The organism is Cognatishimia activa, from assembly GCF_017798205.1.
Taxonomy (GTDB): domain Bacteria; phylum Pseudomonadota; class Alphaproteobacteria; order Rhodobacterales; family Rhodobacteraceae; genus Cognatishimia; species Cognatishimia activa_A.
In genome coordinates this window covers 2,269,572-2,288,413 of sequence record NZ_CP060010.1, presented here as the reverse complement: position 1 = coordinate 2,288,413, position 18,842 = coordinate 2,269,572, and the positions used below count along the sequence as shown (strand labels likewise).

The window sequence follows — 18,842 nt, the reverse complement described above, 5'->3', positions numbered from 1 at the left end:
GATTGTTTGACCGCAAAGAACGACGTCATCGATTTGGGCTCTCAAATGGTGGTGTGAAAAAGGAGTCTTGCGGACTCCTCGATCAGAACCCCCCAACATCATACTGATTTTTGTGAGGTTTTGGGTGGCGGAGACGAAGACTAAAACGCGACTTCATCAAAATGAATGTAAGCGTTTCAAAGCAATAATTTAATGGATTCTCTTGACGCGCTAATGGTTACCGCCATGCGGGACAATAAACCCTATAATCGAAGGGATCCTTCCTGCGTTTTCGGAGTTAACATGGAGAGGAAAGTAAACAGAAACCCGAACTGCGCCACAGAGCCGCATCACCATTAAGTTTCAAGTTGGTCAGCATATATACCCGCTAAGAATGCAAACCAGTCCAAAGGTGCATTTATGGATACGCTTCTGCTTTCAAGAATTCAGTTTGGAGCGAATATTTCGTTCCACATTCTTTTCCCGACGATAACCATCGCTCTTGGGTGGGTTTTGCTTTTCTTCAAATTGCGGTTCAACGCGACGCAAAACCCGAAATGGCTAGCGGCCTATCAATTCTGGGTCAAAATATTTGCGCTATCCTTCGCGATGGGAGTCGTGTCGGGTATCACCATGTCATTCCAGTTTGGCACAAATTGGCCCGGGTTCATGGAGACTGTGGGAAATATTGCCGGTCCCCTGCTCGCTTACGAAGTCCTGACAGCGTTTTTCCTTGAGGCCGTTTTCCTGGGAATTATGCTTTTTGGCTTTTCAAAGGTTCCAAACTGGTTGCATTCGCTAGCTACGTTTTTGGTCGCTTTTGGAACCACAATGTCAGCGTTCTGGATTTTGGTTTTGAACAGTTGGATGCATACGCCAGCCGGGTTTGAAATGCGGGATGGAGTGGCACATGCAACCGATTGGCTTGCGATCATCTTCAACCCTTCAATGCCCTATCGCCTTGTTCACATGTTGCTGGCCAGTGGGCTAACTGTGTCGTTCTTGATACTTGGTTTATCAGCGTATCGCTGGCTGCGACATGATCGTGGTGAAGATGTCCGTGCAACATTCAAAACTGGTGCATGGCTGGGAGCTGTCCTTATTCCAGCTCAGATATTCATGGGGGACATGCACGGCCTGAATACGCTCGAGTATCAGCCTCAGAAAGTTGCCGCGATGGAGGGTAATTGGGAGACACAGTCAAACGTTCCTTTACTTTTGTTTGCCCTCCCTGACGAAGATGCGCGTGAAAACCGATTTGAAGTTGGTATTCCAAGCCTCGCGTCGATCATTCTAAAACACAAAGCGGACGGCGTTGTCCCTGGATTGAATGATTTTGTTGCCGCGGATGGAACGGTTCTGCATCCACCGGTTGCCCCAGTGTTTTGGTCTTTCCGCATCATGGTGGGAACTGGGCTGGCAATGTTGCTGCTGAGTTGGTCCACCCTGTTTTTCATGAGAGGGGGACGTGGGCCAGCCGGAATTCCTAAACTGATCCAGTTTGGGATGGTACCGATGGCTTTCTCGGGCTGGGTCGCAACTCTTGCAGGCTGGTATACGACAGAGATTGGGCGTCAACCGTGGTTGGTGCAGGGTGTCTTGACCACAAAACAAGCTGTTGCGGACGTTCCTGCGCCGATGGTTGGTTCGACGTTGGCCGTATACTTGACGATTTACGCACTGCTGCTGTTTGCCTACGTAACCGTCTTGTTCTACTTGGCAAAAAAGGCCGGTCACTCAGGCTTCAAACCGCCACAGTCTCGGGATGTTGATCCCCTCCCAGCGGAGTGATTATTGATGACGTTATTCGGTGACCCAACTCAATGGCTTCCGATCGCATTCGCAATGCTGATGGGGGTGTCGATCCTTATCTATGTGATCTTGGATGGCTTTGACCTCGGTGTAGGGGTCTTGTTTCCTTTCGCAGAGGACGATGAGAGGGACAGGATGGTCGCGTCGATCGGGCCCTTCTGGGATGCCAACGAAACCTGGCTGGTTCTCGCGATAGGCATTTTGCTCGTCGCCTTTCCAACGGCGCACGGCGTTATTCTCACGGCTCTCTACCTTCCGGTCGCCATCATGCTAGTTGGCTTAATCCTTCGAGGAGTGGCTTTTGAGTTTCGGGCAAAAGCCCCAACTCGCCAAAAGAGTTACTGGAACTTCGCCTTTTTCAGCGGTTCGCTAATGACCTCACTTTCCCAAGGCTTCATGCTCGGGAAATATATTATGGGTCTGGAGAGCACATTAGGAACTTGGATTTTCGCAGCCATAACCTCATGTTTCTTGGCAGTTGGCTATTCCTTCATTGGTGCTTGTTGGCTGATCCTGAAAACCGACGGTGAATTGCAGAAAAAGTCGGTGAAATGGGCGCGCGGGGGTATTTGGGGGCTCGTCATTGGCATTGCCTTGGTTTCCATCGCAACGCCATTGGTGAGTGACCGCATTTTCGATAAATGGTTCGCTTTTCCTGAATTCTTGCTATTGGCCCCGTTGCCTTTAGCTTCGGGGTTGCTCATCGCTTTGCTTTGGTACGGTCTGCGCCATTTGCCAACCAAAGACGACAGGTTGGCCTGGTTTCCATTCGTAGCATCTATTGCTCTGTTTTCTATGGCGTTTTTTGGGATGGCATACAGTTTCTATCCATATGTTGTCCCCGAAAGACTAACCATCTACGACGCCGCAAGTGCACCCGAAAGTCTGTTCATAATTTTGATAGGCACAATTTTCGTATTGCCGGTCATCGCGGGATACACAGTGCTTGCCTATACGATTTTCCGAGGTAAGGCGACTGAACTCCGGTACGACTAATTGGTATTCAAAGGCAGCGGCTAACTCTATTTTCGCTCAGGCATCCAGCAATGGAAGCTGCACTGCGCGCCAATTTCCCAGCGTCGCCACATCAGTTGATCAATTCGGCTTCCTATGGACAACCAATGTCCAGATCCGTTATCTAGCCCAAGATTGTAAGGAGTTGTCAGATGGATTTCCCGTCGCAGGGCTAATTGCCTGTTAAATTTCCGGAGCTTGAACCTCCGTTTCGCGACGACATTGCTAGGGCTTTCGCCCGAAGGAACATCCATGCCTTTCCAATCACTTACCAATCCGGCGACAACGCGTGCCGAACTGATGCCTGTTATCCGGTTAAGCATTCCGCTCATGGTCGGGCTCGCGGCTGCCCTTCTGATCGGTGTCGTAGATACCGCGATGATCTCACCTCTCGGGACGGTGCCGTTGGCCGCCGCTGGGGTGACAACGGCTGTTTTGATCATAATGATCTCGGCGCTTTGGGGCGTCATTACCGTGATTTCCGTCCAAATCAGTCAAGCGCATGGAGCTGACAACTTTGCCCGTGTGGCTGCCGCGTTGCGAGGTGGCGTAGTGCTATGTCTGATCGGTGGCAGCGCTGGCGCGCTGCTGATGCTAGCACTCTTTCCGCTCCTAAAGCCACTTGGACAGCCCGAAGAGGTTCTGACAATCCTTTGGCCCTACTGGGTCTCTATGGCCCTTTGGATGATCCCGTTCACTCTGTTTTTTGGCCTAAAATCGCTCTTTGACGCTGTAGAGTGGCCTTGGACAGCCGTAGCGCTTTCATACATCGGCGTCATCGTGAACATTCCCGCGAACTATACGTTCATTCATGTGCTGGACATGGGGCTTTTGGGCGCGGGCTTGGCCAGTATCCTTTCGCAGTGCGCCTCACTTGTCGCGGCCGCTTTCGTCCTCCTGCGTGCATCAGGTCTTGCACCCTATCGTCAACGAGTTTCAATTTCTTGGGCCAATGTAAAAGAACAAGGCGCTGAGGCCATGCCGCTTTGCTTGGGATACGCAGGTGAAGGAGGAGCTTACGCTATTGTGGGAGTCATGATGGGGTGGCTGGGAGCCGAGGCTTTGGCCGCGCATCAAATCGTCAATGCGCTGGCCGGTTTGGCGTATATGATCCCGCTCGGTGTCGCTGGCGCGGCATCAATTAGGATTGGCCAAGCCGTTGGGCGAGACCATCAAGAACGCCTTCGCCCGATACTCAAAGCGTCCTTTGCCTTGGTTACTTTTTGGCAAATCCTAGTGGCCACTCTCTTTATTATGGCAGGTCGGCACTTGGCAGCAACCATGTCTACGGATCAAGTCGTCATCGACCTCGCCACTGTTCTGTTTTTCATAGTAGGCCTTTTGCAGGTCGCCGATGGTATCCAGGGCACCGCACTAGGGGCTCTACGCGGCATGTCCGACATGCGTAGGCCAACAACAATTACCCTTACCGCATATTGGGTTCTGGCACTTCCGGCATGTTATGCCTTCGGCTTTCTGTTTAACCTCGGCGCCACAGGCATTTGGCTGGGTTACACTTTGGGCCTTGTCGTCGCAGCGGTTGCATTGCCACTAAGGTTCTGGCGATTAACCAATGTGCCAATCAGAGCCGAGAATAATGAATAATTGTGTCTCAGCTATCCGAGCTGACCCGCCTGGATCAGTCTATCAAGGCAATTGGCCCAACCATTCGAACACTGCGCTGCAACGCACCATTCGTGGGACAGTATTCTGAAAGCTGAAACACAGCGGCCTCGAGCGCTACGCTTTCATACCGCGATACGGCCCTGGGCTGAAACCAGAAAATGCGAAAAACAGTGCTCGGATAGTGATCCAAACGAGATGGGATTTCGTAACTAATAATATGTTTCTTCAACATATTTCTGTATTCGATACGGGTGGTCTCGATGAATAAAGTGGACGCAATAACCAAACCTGTGCATCACAGTGACGAGATTTTTTTTCATGATGCGTTTGAACAACCGACACCGCAAACCAGTTCTGTTTTGGTTACGGGTGCTGCGAAACGCTTAGGTCGGGCGATTGCATTGGATTTGGCCGCGTCGGGCTGGTCCGTTGCAATACACTACAACGGCTCCAAGGACGCGGCCGACCATCTAAAGGGTGAGATCGAAGCTTCTGGTGGCCATGCGGAAATCGTACAGGCCGATCTTTCCCTTGCAGGGGAAGCGGCAAAGCTCATTCACCGCGCCGAAAACCGTTGTGGCCCAATAGGTGTCTTGATTAACAACGCGTCGGTTTTTGAATGGGACGATGTATCGACAGCAACCTCGGAGTCATTTGAAAATCACATGGGCGTGCACCTCAAATCGCCGCTTTTATTGTGCCAGCACTTTGCAGATCGTTTGCCGGATCGGGCGGGCGGATCCATTGTTAATGTGATCGATTCCAGGGTGCTCAACCCTTCGCCTAGACACCTTACTTACACCCTATCAAAAACAGGTCTTTGGAACCTGACCCAAATCTTGGCGGAAGAGTTTGCACCAAGAATTCGGGTCAATGCGATCGGGCCTGGGCCGATTTTGCCAGAAGCCGGCCGGACAGAAGAGCATTTTCGTGAGCGGTGTTCGCTCCTGCCCCTGCAACGGCCTGCATCTTTGAGTGAGGTATGCGAAACTGTCCGCTTCCTGCTGTCCCAAAAAGCAATCACTGGTCAGATCATCGCTTTGGATGGTGGGGAACACCTTACGGGCTATCGCCCTCGGCAGTTTTCGTAAACACCCTGCCCTACCCCACGTGATACAGGGACGCGAACATTCTGTGGTCGTAGCTCACCTGATCAAATGTGCCGCCCTTTGTGAGGATCGACACGGCATCGTGGCTATGGAGCGACTCCTGGTGGCTCGCGATCACTCGGAAATCGCCGATGTGGCTGACTCCGTCCAGAGCAGCATAAATGAGCCGTACTGCGTCTTCGACGAAGATCGGATTTGAGCCGTTTAATTCTGCGAACGCCTGCTCGTCTTCGCGCTTGACCATCACTTGTGTTTCTGTGGGAATGGCTTTCAGGCATAGGTCCACAAGATCTTCGACCCAAATCGTTTTATAATCTTCGATGACCGCTGAAATTCGCGCTACAGAGCGCTGAGAATGCGGTGTTGCGATCTGCCCGCGGCTGTTTCGGGCATGTTCAGACAGCTCTAACGAACACGGGCAGGTCGACGAATAGACATAGTCGAAATGCATAATTTTCGTTGATGACTTTCCTTTACGGATCACCTCATAAGCCACATCGTAGTACTGGTACCCCTCTAGATTGCTGCGCAAGGAGCGTTTCAGCATCGGGTAACGAAAGCTGAGCTGCAAACGCGCATCGAAGCTTTCCAGGTCATCCAAATAGCTTTTCAGAATTTGTCCCGTGGTCTCAAGATCGAATGGCGTATCGGCAAATTTGTAAAACGAGCGCATAATGCGGCTCATATTGATGCCCTTCTTCGATGCCTCAAGCGAGACGGACCCAGTCACGGATGTCTCTAGCGCCAAGGACTCGCCCGAGCGGGTCCGCCATTTCAGAGGCAGGCGGAAGTTTGAAATGCCAACGTGTTGGATTGCAGTTTTGGATCCCTTGATCAGGCTCGACGGCCCGTTTTGCAGATCAGGCATGCTGGCTTTGTATGCATCATTGACTACAAAATTCTCTTGGAAACTGCGGTTTAATCCAATGGGGTCTTGATCAAGTTCGCGACCAAAATCGTTGTCTACCTTTGATGGTGTGGCGCGGCTGATGGCTTCCATCTTTTCTTCGCCAAAAGAGGCGCCAGTAGATGCTTTCGCATTGTTCAACTGCTTGGGTAGCACGATCTCGATCATGGTGATCAACTCCTTAAAGAACAAAGAGTATTACGCATCATGTCGCGTTCCGGATCACTTCATGAGGACCATAATTGTCGTCGGAGAGAGAAATTATTTCTAACTTGGCTCTGGAAGAACTCCCGGCTCTAAGGGATTGCCGGGAAGGCGCGTTGAGCAAAAATTTTTGCCCGCAGGAAAACCGCCAATTGCCAAGCTAATCCACTCACGCGCCTCTGGCACGACATCTTCTAATTGGGGCAAATCGTTGACACATAAAAACTTGATCTCGGGACTGGTCGCCTTTTGCAACAACGAACGGGTTTCAGACGGGCATTGTCCCACCCCCTGTCCACTTACGATATGCAGGTGATCGGCAGCTGTCTCAAAAACGGCCTCCTCCGCAATGATGCATGCGTGATTGTGAAGACCTTGCGGGAGGAACTGGCTCAGATCGCGAAACCGATGTGCCACGTTTTTGCCGAAGGCTTCCCTGTGCTGATCAAACAGTCGTGACATGACCGAACGCCGCAGCGGATGAACCACATGCGCGGATGAGAACAGTCGAGTGGCTTCAAGACCCATCATGGTCGCGGCATTCAACTGCATGTAATGATTGAATTTAGCCGGGTCACGACGCACGGCCGGACTGCTCAGAGCTTCGCTATAGTCGACCCATTTTCCTCGCAAAACAGGAAAATTCCCCCTGAACACATCAGACGGTTGCAACGGCGCGGCCAAGAATACGTCATCGTTGAAATACATAAGGCGCTCGCTGAGCCCGTCTATCCTCCAGAGCATGCTTTCGATTGCCAGCGAATTGAATGTCGGCAGCGCATCGGCGAACTCGACAAAGATCTCTGGATGGAACACGAACCGTATCTTTGCCCGAATGTTTTCAGAAAGCGACCGTAGGTCTGGCGTTTCATCGTCGACAACAATCCAAATTTTGCGCACCCAAGGCGCGTTGTTTTCCAGCGATTGAAGGCAGTAGAGGATTTCATCGTTACAGGCCCACCGATGTGGGTTGATTGCGTTTTCATGCAGGGCGCGACCTGCTTGCGCTAAGTATCGCTGTCGCTTGCGGCTATGTTTCTCCGAGCTACCGTCGACCCAGGTAATAACCGCATCAATGGGGTCGCCCGTCTCGTCTTCGTCCGCAGGCCGCTGTGTCATTATCTCTGGTATCAAATCCAGTCTCGTAATTGTGGTCGATAGTGTAGCTCACTTGCCAACTACATGACCAAGAATACGCGACTGTAGCCCAATTAGATCACAACCGGCGGAGCTGACACCAAAACGAAAAACAGTCACCGACTTAAGCAGCGGCAAATGATCCACATCGCCCGACCATTCGTATTTTGAATGTCTAGACACGTGGGAGGCGGACAATGCGTAACTCAATTCTTTCTGCTGCAGTCATTGGAACAATAGCGTTCTCAAGCCCGGCGCTGGCGGACATACGTGTGGAATTCATTGAGGGCGCCCCGAAAGATCGCTTTGTATTAACGAACTTCAGCGACTGCGATATTGGCGCTGGCATCTTCAAAATCGATTTCACAGGATCCGATGCAGGGTTGATCTTTGATGTTTCAGGATCAGGCGCAGGAGTTGAAGTTTTCCAGCCTTTTGAGCTGACGTCCGGAGCAGAATTTTTGAACACACTGCCTACGATTTCAGACGGGGACCAACTCGCAGTTCTGGATATTTCGGGCCTGGAAACGAACGCATCGATCGCCTTCACCATCGATGTTGACGACACTCGTGGCGCACGTGCGATCACTGTCTCTGATAGCGAGATAAGCGGGACCACCGTCAGCTTCAAATCCGAGACCACCTCAGTTTCCGCAATCATGGGGGCAGCAGCCGAGGTGAAGCTAAGCGTGCCAGAATGTAACGCTTAGAGATTGGTTAAAACGGGCCTGACGCTTCACCACCCAATCGACGCGTGAATCTGAGCAGATGTCACAATCCCCATGCATTGTCTGGTTTAAGCGCGACTTGCGCGTTCACGATCATGCGCCACTGTTGGCGGCATCTCAGTCAGGTCGGCCGGTGATCCCGCTATACATTGTAGAGCCGGACTACTGGCAACAGCCGTTTGCGTCACGTCGTCATTGGCATTTTATCCACGATTGTTTGGTCGACCTGAACAAGGCGCTTTCGGTTCTGGGGCAGCCACTTGTCGTGAAGGCTGGTGATGCATGCGAGGTCTTTGGCAAGTTGTTTCGAGATTTCGGGGTCGCCGAAGTCTTTGCGCATGAAGAATCCGGGAACGGTTGGACCTACGCGCGAGATATTTCCGTAGCTCGGCTTTGCGCAGATCAAGGGATCAAGTTTCGCGAATTTCCATCCAACGGCGTCGTGCGCAGGCTCAGTAGTCGTGATGACTGGGCAAAAATCAGAAACGCCCGCATGAAAGATGAGATCCTCGCAAAGCCCAGCAAACTTGAACCAATAACCGTCAAAACAGACGTGATGCCAAACAAAGACTCCCCTATGTTTGGCGCACCACTTTACGGTCGCGTTCAACGTGGCGGAAGACGCGCCGCCATCGAAGATTTTCGGAGCTTCTTGCTAACGCGATCGCGTCACTACCTTTCTCACATCTCAGCGCCCGACTCGTCGGAATATCATTGCTCCAGACTTTCTACGCATCTCGCTTGGGGCACGCTGTCCGTGCGAGAAGTTGTGCAGTCGCTTGCGAAACGTAGCTCTCAGTTATCGCATATGGAGAAATCGATCTACGGTCGAAACTACAGCGCTTTTGGCTCTCGGCTCGCTTGGCGATGCCATTTCATACAAAAAATCGAAGACCAGCCTTCTATCGAAACAAAATGCATGCACCCTGCATTCGAAGGATTGCGCGAGTACGCACACAACGAAACTCATTTCAAGGCCTGGGCATCAGGGCAGACCGGGTTCCCGTTCATAGACGCCTGTATGCGCAATCTCCTTGCTGAGGGCTGGATCACCTTCCGTATGCGTGCCATGTTAGTGAGCTTTGCCAGCTATCAGTTGTGGCTAGATTGGCGCGTGGTTGGCCATTTCCTAGCAAGAGTATTCACCGACTACGAACCCGGGATCCACTATAGTCAGCTCCAAATGCAGTCTGGTGTGACAGGGATTAATGCCATTCGCGTTTACAACCCCGTAAAGCAATCCAAAGAACATGACCCAACGGGTGCCTTTATCAGAAAGTGGGTCCCGGAAATGGAAGCGGTGCCAGACGAATTCATTCACACACCATGGACGTGGGATCGAACTTTGTTCGAAGATGACACGTTCAAGTTGGGAAGAGACTATCCTCACCGCATTGTGGACCATGAAATCGCTGCGAAAGAAGCCAAGAAGCGCATTTTCGAAATTCGCAAACAGGACGGTTTTCGAACGTCTTCTGCCGCGGTCTTTCAAAAATTGGGAAGCCGCAGCCGCTCCGGTAAACGGGTAACACTCAAAAATGAGGAAGATAAACAATTCAAGTTGTTCTAAAGGCGGGAAACTAGCGCAGAAATCCCTAGCAAAAAACTCCGTAAAGGCCCGATTGTCGGTATCATAAGGAGCATTTCAAGCCGGCAATGTTGGCGGAGACGAAGTCCGTCATCCACCATATGGTATTATGGCTAATATGTTATTATTATTAATTAAAAAACTATTTCAAAATTTTTTCGTGTAGCAAAATGTGGAGCAAATTTTTTATGAGTTATCACTGCTCAATAGCATCTCACAAAATGCCCATCGTCAGATTCGTCTTTAGCTCGCTCAACCATTTCTCTTGATAGTGGGCGTTGATGCCGCTGTTTTGGACACCAGCAAGATCAAGGACCTGCTCCATCGAGACTAGCCTATCTACATACCCCAATTCATAACCAAATCTCATACTTGCTCGGTCAGGCCCACAAAGAAACCACACGTCGTCTCGCTGACAAGCGTGCACCCAAAGCTCCAATTCGCCAGCATCAATGACTGGCAAATTGCCTTCAGCGGCGGCCAAATGATTGGCAATTTCTGCCTGGCTTACTTGGTGAACCGCCGAGAATCCGGCACGAAGTTCCGCGTCGAGAACCGCAGGGTCGAGGCGATTTGCTCTTCCCGTTTGCGCCTCGATTATACAAGTCTCCACGGTTTCCAGAGTAAGATTTTTGTGCATTGCATTCCAAACACCTACTCGGTGTGCTTCGATAATTATGCATGCATCGACCAGTACAATGTCTGAACGCTTCATTTACAGTCCCAATGGGCTTTCCAACTCATGATCGATAAAAAGCCCGGCTAATTCTTCAAACGACAATCGCAGAAGCGCCGCGACCCTCCGCTCGGAAATCAGCCCTTTCTCCACCGCTTCACCAATCACAGACAAATACTTCTTACTGAGTAAAGCAGGGCGCAAGTCTTCTAGCATGCCACCGTTGTACTTAAACCAATTTGTCTCTGAATATTCCCGACACTGCTGCCTGCTTAAAATCCCCAAATCAACCAGACGCCAAAGTAGAGCGACGGACGAAACCATCATCTCCGTCGCAACCCGATTAACATTGTCCACAAAGTCTTCACTGCTGGGTTGAAGCTTATCCAGATGTCGCTCCAAAGCACTTTGCGGAAGCAGCAACCCTGACGCAAATTTGTCTGCAAGCTGCTCTACCCGAGACTTAGCATTGTCTACCCCATCCAAATATTCCGGCGGCATAGCCTCCCATGTTAGGATGTGAAAAATTTCGTGAGCCAAATCAAAGTTGCGCCGTGATATCGGTTCGTTGCGGTTTATAATGATGGCGTTCATTTCAGGTAGGCGGCACGCCGCCCCTGAGATGCCTTCAATCGTATCTGTCATTAGGACAACCGCGTCCAACTTTTCTTCTGCAGCCGAGGCTAGCGAGTGAGCCGGAACATCACCCAATTGAAGCTCGGCAGCTACGGCCTCACCCATTTCTACCGCCTCCTCGTAGGAGGACTTTTTGGTCAGCCGAACTTCAGAAAGAAGCGCTCGAGGCTTCTTACCAAGTTGGTTACGCAAGGAACGATACGCACCGATCCATTCGCCAGACAGAGCTTCGAAGCCTCGCAGTTCCTCCAGGGGCACTCCGGACTGCCTCCAGGAGAAAGAGCCCTGGCCAACCAAAAGATATGGGTTAGTGAAGAAATCAAGCCCGACGCCAAAGATGCTTGTACACACAATAAGTTCGTCGCCACTTATCTTACGAACTCCGGTCTCGATGTTCGATACTATTTGCCGACTCTCTAATCCAAGCAAATTCGCTAGTTTATCTTGTGACATTTCGTTTTGGTCACGAAGAAACCTAAGCCTCTCACCAAACAATGTCTGTGACATTTTTCTCTCCACCTAAATCTTGCGAAACTACAAAAGCAAGATAATATTGCATATACATAATTGCCATACTGCCTATTGTCTAGCTCCATTTTACTATTTACGCTTCCAGCGCGAGCCGTCTCCGAAAGCCCCATTTTGTTTCGCGAACCCGATGCCTCCCGGCCGATATGATCGAGGTAGTCACGAAATTGTTGTATTACGATAAATTACACCGCGTTCAGTACAGCGGCGAATGTTGTCTCACATGGGACATCCCCAAAGATACCAACATAACTTCCTTCATGGTGTATCAAAATTGACGAATCAGCATCCTAATGATACTGTATCACTTGCTTTAGAACACAATGATACAGGGGGTGTCGATTGGAGAAATGGGGATACGTACGGGTTTCAGTAGATCGCAAAATGCAAGCTGCTGGTTGGGAAGAACAGATCAGGACATTAAAGCAAATAGGCTGTGATCGGTTTTTCTATGAGGAAGCTTCAACGAGATCAGCACGTCCAGAGTTTCAGAGAATGATTACTGAAGCCAGCAAGAAAGCATCTCCAGTTAATCGCATATGCTTAGTGTCGTCAAAAATGGACCGCGCCTTTCGTGATCTAGCTGCTGCCGATGAGGCAATTACTCGTCCCGCCAATGACAATGTGATTTGGTTGCTTCCCGACCTGTCAAAGCACCCGCTTGATCCAACTGATCCTACTCAAATGCTATTGGTGCGCATGATGGGAGCAGTTGCTCAGTTTGAACGCGACCGTTTGGCTGAGCGTCGTGCATATGGGATCGCCAAAGCAAAGAAGGAAGGTAAGTACAAGGGAAGGAAGCCAACTGCACGTGCTAAGGCACCAGAGGTATTGAGGTTGAGGGAAAGAGGCTTCCGTCCCGATGAGATTGCCAAGCAGTTAGAAATCGGAAGAGCTTCTGTGTTTCGAATACTAAGAGATCATCGAGAGACCACGTAAGCACCTTAGGCCGATGAAGTGGTGTGGTGATCATCCCCTGATACGTTGACGTGCTATTATCTCGCATTCTTCTAAGCGTGGGTGATGCTTAGCTGAGTGATGAACCGAAAATCCCCTTAGCTCTACATCGTTTAGTAGTTTTGGGTTGTTGACCGAGAATATGAACACCGGCCCTTCATCGTCCTCACCGCGAAAAATAGCACGATGGAACCACACATGTTTTAGATTTAGTTCCGACAACGTTTGCTTCACACTTCCAGCTATAATTGCCTTTGGCCTCAACGTTTCGGTCCTCATTCTCGATTAGACTAATAACTATGGGTGAAAACATGCCTCAGAGCCGCGTGGGTGGGGGCAAGAAAAGCGACTCTGAGGCACTTTCTTGATGTGCACGACATTCTACTGCGAATTAAATTGTGTCAAAATTTTGCCCTGATGATCGCCGATTTGGAAACAGACGCCAGGAAAGCTAAGAATCGTTTCAATTTGGTGCTTCTGGCTACTCATGTCGGAAAGACACAACGGATAACTCAATCCTTCTTTCCCCAATAAGCAACTTCTATCCATGCGGAAAACTGCGCTATTTAATCTGCACTAGGGATGGTCACGGCACACGTGATTGGTGGAGAATAGGGCTGAACTATGTTCGCGTAGTTTCAGGTTGGGGTTAGCTTACTATGCAGGATGTTGTTTCAGACGAGCTTAAACGGCAGTTTCAGTCTGAAGCGATTTCAGCGGTTTCCGAATGCCTAGGGATTGATGTGAGCATCCATGACATTGCAGAGCGAGGAATAATTCGCTCACACTTGGATGGATGGGAAACTTTCTACTTTGAAGGTGTGGAGCTTCTGATGATTGGGCCAATAGAAATGAAATTCCAATCAAGGAACGGTAGTTTGACCGCCTCTGCCGCACGCGAATTCAAAAAGGCATATAGCGTCAAATCTGGAACAGTACGGTCCATTGAACTAGCCAAAATCGCTTAAGGCTGGCCCCGAGAAACGGCGAACTCTCTGTTCTGGCAGTTGGTGCGTTACACAGGGGATTAAGCCGCCAATTCTTGTGGAAGCTTACAGATTTCCTCACCACCGAGGAGAGAAGTAACAAACTGACCATCTTCGCGGGATTTGATCGAATAGCCGTATCCACGTAGCCGGTGTTTCCACTCACGATCAGACAAAGAATGGCGTTGTTCGCGTTCTACAATCTCTAGGATGGTTGCTGGTTTTCTTTCCATCGATACTGTTTCCTTCTTGGGTTTAATCAAACTTTGAGGGAGTTATAGTTTCCGCAAATGGCAAAACTTCAATCCGAAAGTGGCGATTTTAGGGCGAAAGAATTTAGGCACGCATGATGCGGTCGTCGGTGTGCTCAGTAGAAAATGTGACTGGTTTCGGAAAGCGGCCACGCATCATTCGGACGTCTTCGACGACCATCGAGTGGGCCTCTCGATGCTTGGCACTGAGTTGTCCCGAAACCAAAACGAAGCTTTGCCAAACAAGCACCTTGGAACGTGCGTGCTCGTGGAATGCCGCATCTGCAACACCAAATGCGTGGTTCATACTGTTGCGGCTGTTTCGTCGTTATGTCGTGTTTGACCATGACACCTCAAAGAGAATGTCGAAACGCGAGAGCGCATATTACTGTACTTGCAAATACGAAACATAGGTGAAAATAATTGGGTGATTGTGACCCAAAAGTATTCACTATGAAAGTAGGCGAACTGGTTAAACGAGAACGTAATCGACAAGGGCACTCCGCTGCTGAGGTAGCACGTAGGGCGGGAATAAACCCTGACAGTTTGGCGAGTGTCGAAAGAAGTGCTGCTTCACTAAGAACTTTGGAAAAGGTCCTTTGGGCACTTCGGTGCAACCTCACATGGCAGGGCCGCCAAGCAGATCAGAAAATTGGCTCTATCGTTAGGAACCGTCGCCAAGAACGGAAAATGTCTCAGCACACCTTGGCCACAAAAGTTGGCGTAACATCACGCAGCATCCTCTCCCTCGAAAATGGCAGTATTGGACGCATGAGCGTTCTGGACGACGTTTTGACTGCCCTACGGATAGCGCCAAAAGTCGTTCCTAAGAACCGACGGGCTGTGCCAACTAGAAATGGTCCGGAGCATGACAAGGTGTACACGCCACGGCAGATGGCTAGGGACGTTGTTGAGCATTTTTCGCCTTCTGGAATTGTTCTGGAGCCGTGCCGAGGTGATGGGAGTTTCCTAGAAGCATTCCCCGCAGAAGCAGATGCGAGATGGTGCGAATTAGACGAGGGTCGGGACTTCTTCGATTTGTCCGAACGGGTGGATTGGATCATAAGCAACCCACCATGGTCAGAGTTTCGAGCCTTTAATATCCATGCAATGTCATTGGCAACGAATGTCGTCTGGGTCATACCGCTGGTTCACTTCAGTAGCAGGGCACGCATCAGAGACGTTCGTGATGCAGGGTTTGGCCTGAAAGAAATCTTATTGCTCGATACGCCAAAAGAATGGCCGCAGGGTGGCTTTCAGATAGCTGCGTTGCACTTTCAAAAGGGTTTCAAAGGACGAACTAAGATGTCCGGGCTTTGAGTTCACTCATTGCCAGTCTCCGTGATCACTACCTAAGTGTGTTGGTACGGCCTCTATTTTTTAACACGTTTGACGGACATATTTTGAGAGACCATCTCATAGTCAAACATCCGATATGAGTACACACCGTGCTTGAAATAGAAATGTCTAGATTTGAAATAGCCTTTTCCCTCAGGTGGTGAATAGTCACCTTGCGCAGCTAACTTTCCATCTAAGAACACTTGCACCGAGAAATGAGCTTTGCCTCGAAAATCCACGAATACATCCAATTGCTGTGGTTGGCCGTTACGTTTGAACACGACATTGCTTTTCGTGGACTGAGCGAAAACGTCCCGTACACAAGACTCGCCTTTACCAGTCTTATAGTCTGCTTCCAGCTTGAAGCGACCATTGCTAAGAACCGTGACCTTCAGAGGAGGAGCGCATCCGTCACGACCGTCATGCATTTGGAAAATATCGAATTTTTCATTCTTGTTGTTCGTCATGCTGATGGTTGAGGTGAAGCGGTATTTTCCTTTGATGTTAGGGCTGACTTTCTTAGACGTAATTTCTGCCCGCTGCTGAAACACGCCGCCTGTGCAATGGTTAGTGCTTGTTTTAAAAATGCGCGTCTTGCCCTTCTTTTTGATGGAACCTTTGTCCACACCACATGAGATTTTCCATTGGTTCAAAGGCGTAGCGTGTGCAGAAGAGACTGCAAAAGAGACGAACAAAGCTGCGACAATAGGCAATATGTATTTCACAATGGTGCTCCAAATTTTGAGACAAGTTGGGCTGCATGTAATTGCCGTAAGCGTAACACTGAAGCGCTAGAAATCAATTGCCCCATAGAAGACTGGACTTCGTGCCATCGCAATTTGCATCGCTAATTGCATTGTCTTCCAGGGTCATGCAGTCTTCAGTGGAGTATTGTGCATACACGGTTTGTCACGGACCTGTCGTCTATTTGGAGGGGCATTCATTGAAGAAAGATCAACTCGGATTTTGGGACCGCATTTTCAAATCTGGTCACATCAATAGACAGCAGCATATGGCAATGTCAGAGCTTGAAGCTCAAGCAAACCTTCTTATGCGACCGGGTGAAATTGGCCTAGACGTTCAAGCGCGGCTAATGGAAATGAATACCACGAAATTATTTCTGAAACAGGGACTCGACACGCAAAATGTTGGTGCAATGATCGCAAGTGGTATGAGCGTTCTTTTCTATCAGTTTTTCCGAGAACTTCGAGGGGACATGCACAATTTAGCCGTTTGGATAGCACCGATCGCCTTTGCCGCCATAATCTACGGTATCGTGATGATTGTGAATGGAATGCGAGAAGAACGACAAGCAACCGCTTCGTTGAGTCAGCAATTAGAGCCTTTCGATTCAGTCGATCCAGAAGTTGATCGCGACGGAGACATCCAAGCTTCGGTCAACGCAATCCGCCAAGATTTAAATACAACGGTGGAAGACTTAGTTAAGAGCAATCGAATTGTTCCTTTTATTGCTTGGGCATTTAGCGGTTTTTTTGGCCTTGTGTTCATCCGATTTCTGGATGTCGCGAATAATCCATTTGAGGCGGTTGCCAATTTTCTTGTCCCAATGATCATATTCGCAGGCTGCTCTTGGTTCTTGTTAAGAAGCCTTAGAAAACCACCCTTTTAGGGGCTTTCGTTACTGCTTAGCTAAAGTGATCTTTGATCAGACAACTGATGAGCCACGGAACGGATTAGCCCGAACTCCAGCTTGAAAACTGCTAAAGAGCGCACTGGAATTTGGAGGGAGGGCCACGGCACCCATCCTCGCCGACTTGTTTAAGTGTCTGATCAATATACTGGCTAGGTGCATTCAGGGATGATCGACGATCACTCCATGTGACCCCGTATAGTAATTCTTCAAGGTATGTTTTATGTGCCAACCATATCTTTCGACGGCGGGTTTTTCTTCGATTCAGAATTTCTATTTCTATCGCGTCCATTAGTGCGAATAGCCGCCGTCGCGGTCTGTCATAAGCATCGAAGGCTTGATCCCATTTCTCTGGTGATCTCTTCCGAAATTGACAGAGCTTTTCCGCTGACCAAAGGCGATTTTGCCCAGTCCGGATACCTTGTGCGTTCAATTCGTCGCTGATTTCTTCATATGAAGGACGCTTACCTCTTCCATGAATAGCCATAGCTGAGACAACTTTGAGAACCTTTCCTACCCTGTTCTCTGCGCGACGTACCTTGGTCATTGATCCTTTCGTTGAATGACTTGCAATGTTGTCAGAACCAATTTTTTCACCGGCAGCCTGACGACGCTTAATTGACGCAAGCTGGGCAAGGTGCTTTTCGTTCGTTTCTTTTTCCAAGGAGCGATGCAGGCCAGCTTTGACAAAGTCATCCACGTTCATTCCAGTGGATGCATCGAAGATACGGTCCCCCATCGCCACTTGCTGAATTTTCTCAAAGACCTCAGCACATCTCGCGATGCGGTCGTAACTAGAAACTATAAGAATTTCATTTGGATTGTGAACAAGCTGTCGAAGACATTTACCTAGTTTGGTGGCTACCCGAACTTCCATATCGGCTTTACCCGTTATAATTTCTTTTTCGCTGATCCTGGCACTGTTCGAAATAGTGAAATCTGGGTATTTCGCCTGAATGCATTCGAGTTGATGCTTGTACCCGTCTTTGGCTTGCTTACTCGTGCTGACCCTTCGATATAAGTTTGCATTCCCTTCTTGGATTTTATCTTGGATAGTCTTCGAGAACATCACATCACCACATGTAAAACCTTGACCACTAGCACGACATACGCACCGTGTTGGGCAACTTTTTTGCTTGGATCGGTTATGTCGTGTTTTGCCGTCATGGCTCAATTCTTCTCTCTTAGGGGACCCGTGGTTCACCACGCTGAACTAGTATTTATGCTACGTCAGCGACGCCACGATCCGTTTGATCTCTGGAAACACCTAGAATGCTAAAATGCCCTAAATACTGGTGTAATTCTTAGGGAGACAACCAATGTCAGGAACACGTAATACTATACGCAATTTGGACCCAGAATTGGTCACCGATGCGAAGATTCATGCTCTTCAAACAGGGCGGCGCACACTTGGAGAATTAGTCAGCGACGCCATTGAAATGCTTATTGAGCAAGAAACCCGAGACGAAGTTCACCCGGAGATTCCCAGTTCACCGTCGATGTAGTTTTCACATGGGTTAATGCAAAATGGCGGCGTAGTACGCGGTGATGTAAATTGGGGCATCGTATTAACTCCTTCTACGACAATACCTGCGTCGGATGGACTGATTACGTCAGTTGCTGTGCACCGAGCGGGAAAAAGGTAGGGAGGTCGATATTCCGATTCAAGCTACCCTGGTATCATCCAAAGGTTTAGGACAGTAGCGATATTCGGA

General features: G+C 49.5%; 19 protein-coding genes and 1 pseudogene. 12 read left to right on the top strand and 8 right to left on the bottom strand.

Going from position 1 to position 18,842, the window contains the following annotated elements; translation table 11 throughout:
* Positions 1-399 precede the first annotated feature (399 nt).
* The 4 genes from HZ995_RS11225 (at position 400) to HZ995_RS11210 (ending at position 5,522) form a co-directional block, all read left to right on the top strand.
* Positions 400-1,770, top strand: coding sequence for a cytochrome ubiquinol oxidase subunit I (locus HZ995_RS11225; protein ID WP_209355740.1), 1,371 nt, complete (start codon positions 400-402; stop codon positions 1,768-1,770).
* A 6-nt stretch (positions 1,771-1,776) separates the two neighbouring features.
* On the top strand, positions 1,777-2,787 hold the full coding sequence (locus HZ995_RS11220) for a cytochrome d ubiquinol oxidase subunit II (protein ID WP_209358251.1): 1,011 nt from the start codon (positions 1,777-1,779) through the stop codon (positions 2,785-2,787).
* Positions 2,788-3,057: 270 nt separating this feature from the next.
* Positions 3,058-4,410 carry an MATE family efflux transporter gene (locus tag HZ995_RS11215; protein ID WP_209355739.1) on the top strand — a complete coding sequence of 451 codons (1,353 nt, stop codon included), beginning with the start codon at positions 3,058-3,060 and terminating at the stop codon, positions 4,408-4,410.
* A 281-nt stretch (positions 4,411-4,691) separates the two neighbouring features.
* Positions 4,692-5,522, top strand: a complete 831-nt coding sequence (locus tag HZ995_RS11210; RefSeq protein WP_209355738.1) for an SDR family oxidoreductase — start codon at positions 4,692-4,694, stop codon at positions 5,520-5,522.
* A 10-nt stretch (positions 5,523-5,532) separates the two neighbouring features.
* Here HZ995_RS11210 and folE2 read toward each other — a convergent pair whose 3' ends face one another.
* Both folE2 and HZ995_RS11200 read right to left on the bottom strand, forming a co-directional pair.
* Positions 5,533-6,615 carry a GTP cyclohydrolase FolE2 gene (folE2, locus tag HZ995_RS11205; RefSeq protein WP_209355737.1) on the bottom strand — a complete coding sequence of 361 codons (1,083 nt, stop codon included), beginning with the start codon at positions 6,613-6,615 and terminating at the stop codon, positions 5,533-5,535.
* A 99-nt stretch (positions 6,616-6,714) separates the two neighbouring features.
* A complete protein-coding gene (locus HZ995_RS11200; protein WP_209355736.1) occupies positions 6,715-7,770 on the bottom strand; it encodes a Stealth CR1 domain-containing protein in 1,056 nt (351 codons plus the stop codon).
* Between the two features lie 215 nt (positions 7,771-7,985).
* Between HZ995_RS11200 and HZ995_RS11195 the strand changes: the two genes are divergently transcribed.
* Both HZ995_RS11195 and HZ995_RS11190 read left to right on the top strand, forming a co-directional pair.
* On the top strand, positions 7,986-8,498 hold the full coding sequence (locus HZ995_RS11195) for an aggregation factor core (protein ID WP_209355735.1): 513 nt from the start codon (positions 7,986-7,988) through the stop codon (positions 8,496-8,498).
* A 58-nt stretch (positions 8,499-8,556) separates the two neighbouring features.
* Entirely contained in the window at positions 8,557-10,086 is a 1,530-nt protein-coding gene (locus HZ995_RS11190; RefSeq protein ID WP_209355734.1) for an FAD-binding domain-containing protein, read from the top strand.
* Between the two features lie 232 nt (positions 10,087-10,318).
* Here the strand turns inward: HZ995_RS11190 and HZ995_RS11185 are convergent, their stop codons facing one another.
* Entirely contained in the window at positions 10,319-10,819 is a 501-nt protein-coding gene (locus tag HZ995_RS11185; protein WP_209355733.1) for a hypothetical protein, read from the bottom strand.
* On the bottom strand, positions 10,820-11,923 hold the full coding sequence (locus HZ995_RS11180) for a helix-turn-helix domain-containing protein (RefSeq protein ID WP_209355732.1): 1,104 nt from the start codon (positions 11,921-11,923) through the stop codon (positions 10,820-10,822).
* 405 nt (positions 11,924-12,328) lie between these two features.
* On the opposite strand from HZ995_RS11180, the gene HZ995_RS11175 reads away from it, so the two are divergent.
* Together HZ995_RS11175 and HZ995_RS11170 are read left to right on the top strand one after the other, a co-directional pair.
* Positions 12,329-12,883, top strand: a complete 555-nt coding sequence (locus HZ995_RS11175; RefSeq protein WP_209355731.1) for a recombinase family protein — start codon at positions 12,329-12,331, stop codon at positions 12,881-12,883.
* Between the two features lie 677 nt (positions 12,884-13,560).
* A complete protein-coding gene (locus HZ995_RS11170) occupies positions 13,561-13,869 on the top strand; it encodes a hypothetical protein (protein WP_209355730.1) in 309 nt (102 codons plus the stop codon).
* Between the two features lie 59 nt (positions 13,870-13,928).
* Here the strand turns inward: HZ995_RS11170 and HZ995_RS11165 are convergent, their stop codons facing one another.
* Together HZ995_RS11165 and HZ995_RS11160 are read right to left on the bottom strand one after the other, a co-directional pair.
* Complete coding sequence (locus HZ995_RS11165; RefSeq protein ID WP_209355729.1) at positions 13,929-14,120, bottom strand: hypothetical protein; 192 nt, start codon at positions 14,118-14,120, stop codon at positions 13,929-13,931.
* A gap of 103 nt (positions 14,121-14,223) precedes the next feature.
* Positions 14,224-14,445 (bottom strand): hypothetical protein, encoded by a 222-nt coding sequence (locus tag HZ995_RS11160; RefSeq protein WP_209355728.1) that lies wholly within the window; start codon positions 14,443-14,445, stop codon positions 14,224-14,226.
* A 146-nt stretch (positions 14,446-14,591) separates the two neighbouring features.
* Here HZ995_RS11160 and HZ995_RS16220 point away from each other — a divergent pair.
* Together HZ995_RS16220 and HZ995_RS11155 are read left to right on the top strand one after the other, a co-directional pair.
* Positions 14,592-14,705, top strand: a pseudogene (locus HZ995_RS16220) (hypothetical protein); the annotation flags it as partial.
* A 123-nt stretch (positions 14,706-14,828) separates the two neighbouring features.
* Complete coding sequence (locus HZ995_RS11155) at positions 14,829-15,458, top strand: hypothetical protein (RefSeq protein ID WP_209355727.1); 630 nt, start codon at positions 14,829-14,831, stop codon at positions 15,456-15,458.
* Between the two features lie 53 nt (positions 15,459-15,511).
* Here the strand turns inward: HZ995_RS11155 and HZ995_RS11150 are convergent, their stop codons facing one another.
* Positions 15,512-16,201 (bottom strand): hypothetical protein, encoded by a 690-nt coding sequence (locus HZ995_RS11150; protein WP_209355726.1) that lies wholly within the window; start codon positions 16,199-16,201, stop codon positions 15,512-15,514.
* A 218-nt stretch (positions 16,202-16,419) separates the two neighbouring features.
* Between HZ995_RS11150 and HZ995_RS11145 the strand changes: the two genes are divergently transcribed.
* Entirely contained in the window at positions 16,420-17,106 is a 687-nt protein-coding gene (locus tag HZ995_RS11145) for a hypothetical protein (protein ID WP_209355725.1), read from the top strand.
* A gap of 91 nt (positions 17,107-17,197) precedes the next feature.
* On the opposite strand, the gene HZ995_RS11140 is transcribed toward HZ995_RS11145, so the two are convergent.
* Positions 17,198-18,196: a recombinase family protein gene (locus HZ995_RS11140; RefSeq protein ID WP_209355724.1), complete on the bottom strand. Its 999-nt coding sequence runs from the start codon at positions 18,194-18,196 to the stop codon at positions 17,198-17,200.
* A gap of 250 nt (positions 18,197-18,446) precedes the next feature.
* On the opposite strand from HZ995_RS11140, the gene HZ995_RS11135 reads away from it, so the two are divergent.
* Positions 18,447-18,632, top strand: a complete 186-nt coding sequence (locus HZ995_RS11135) for a hypothetical protein (protein WP_209355723.1) — start codon at positions 18,447-18,449, stop codon at positions 18,630-18,632.
* Positions 18,633-18,842: the final 210 nt, after the last annotated feature.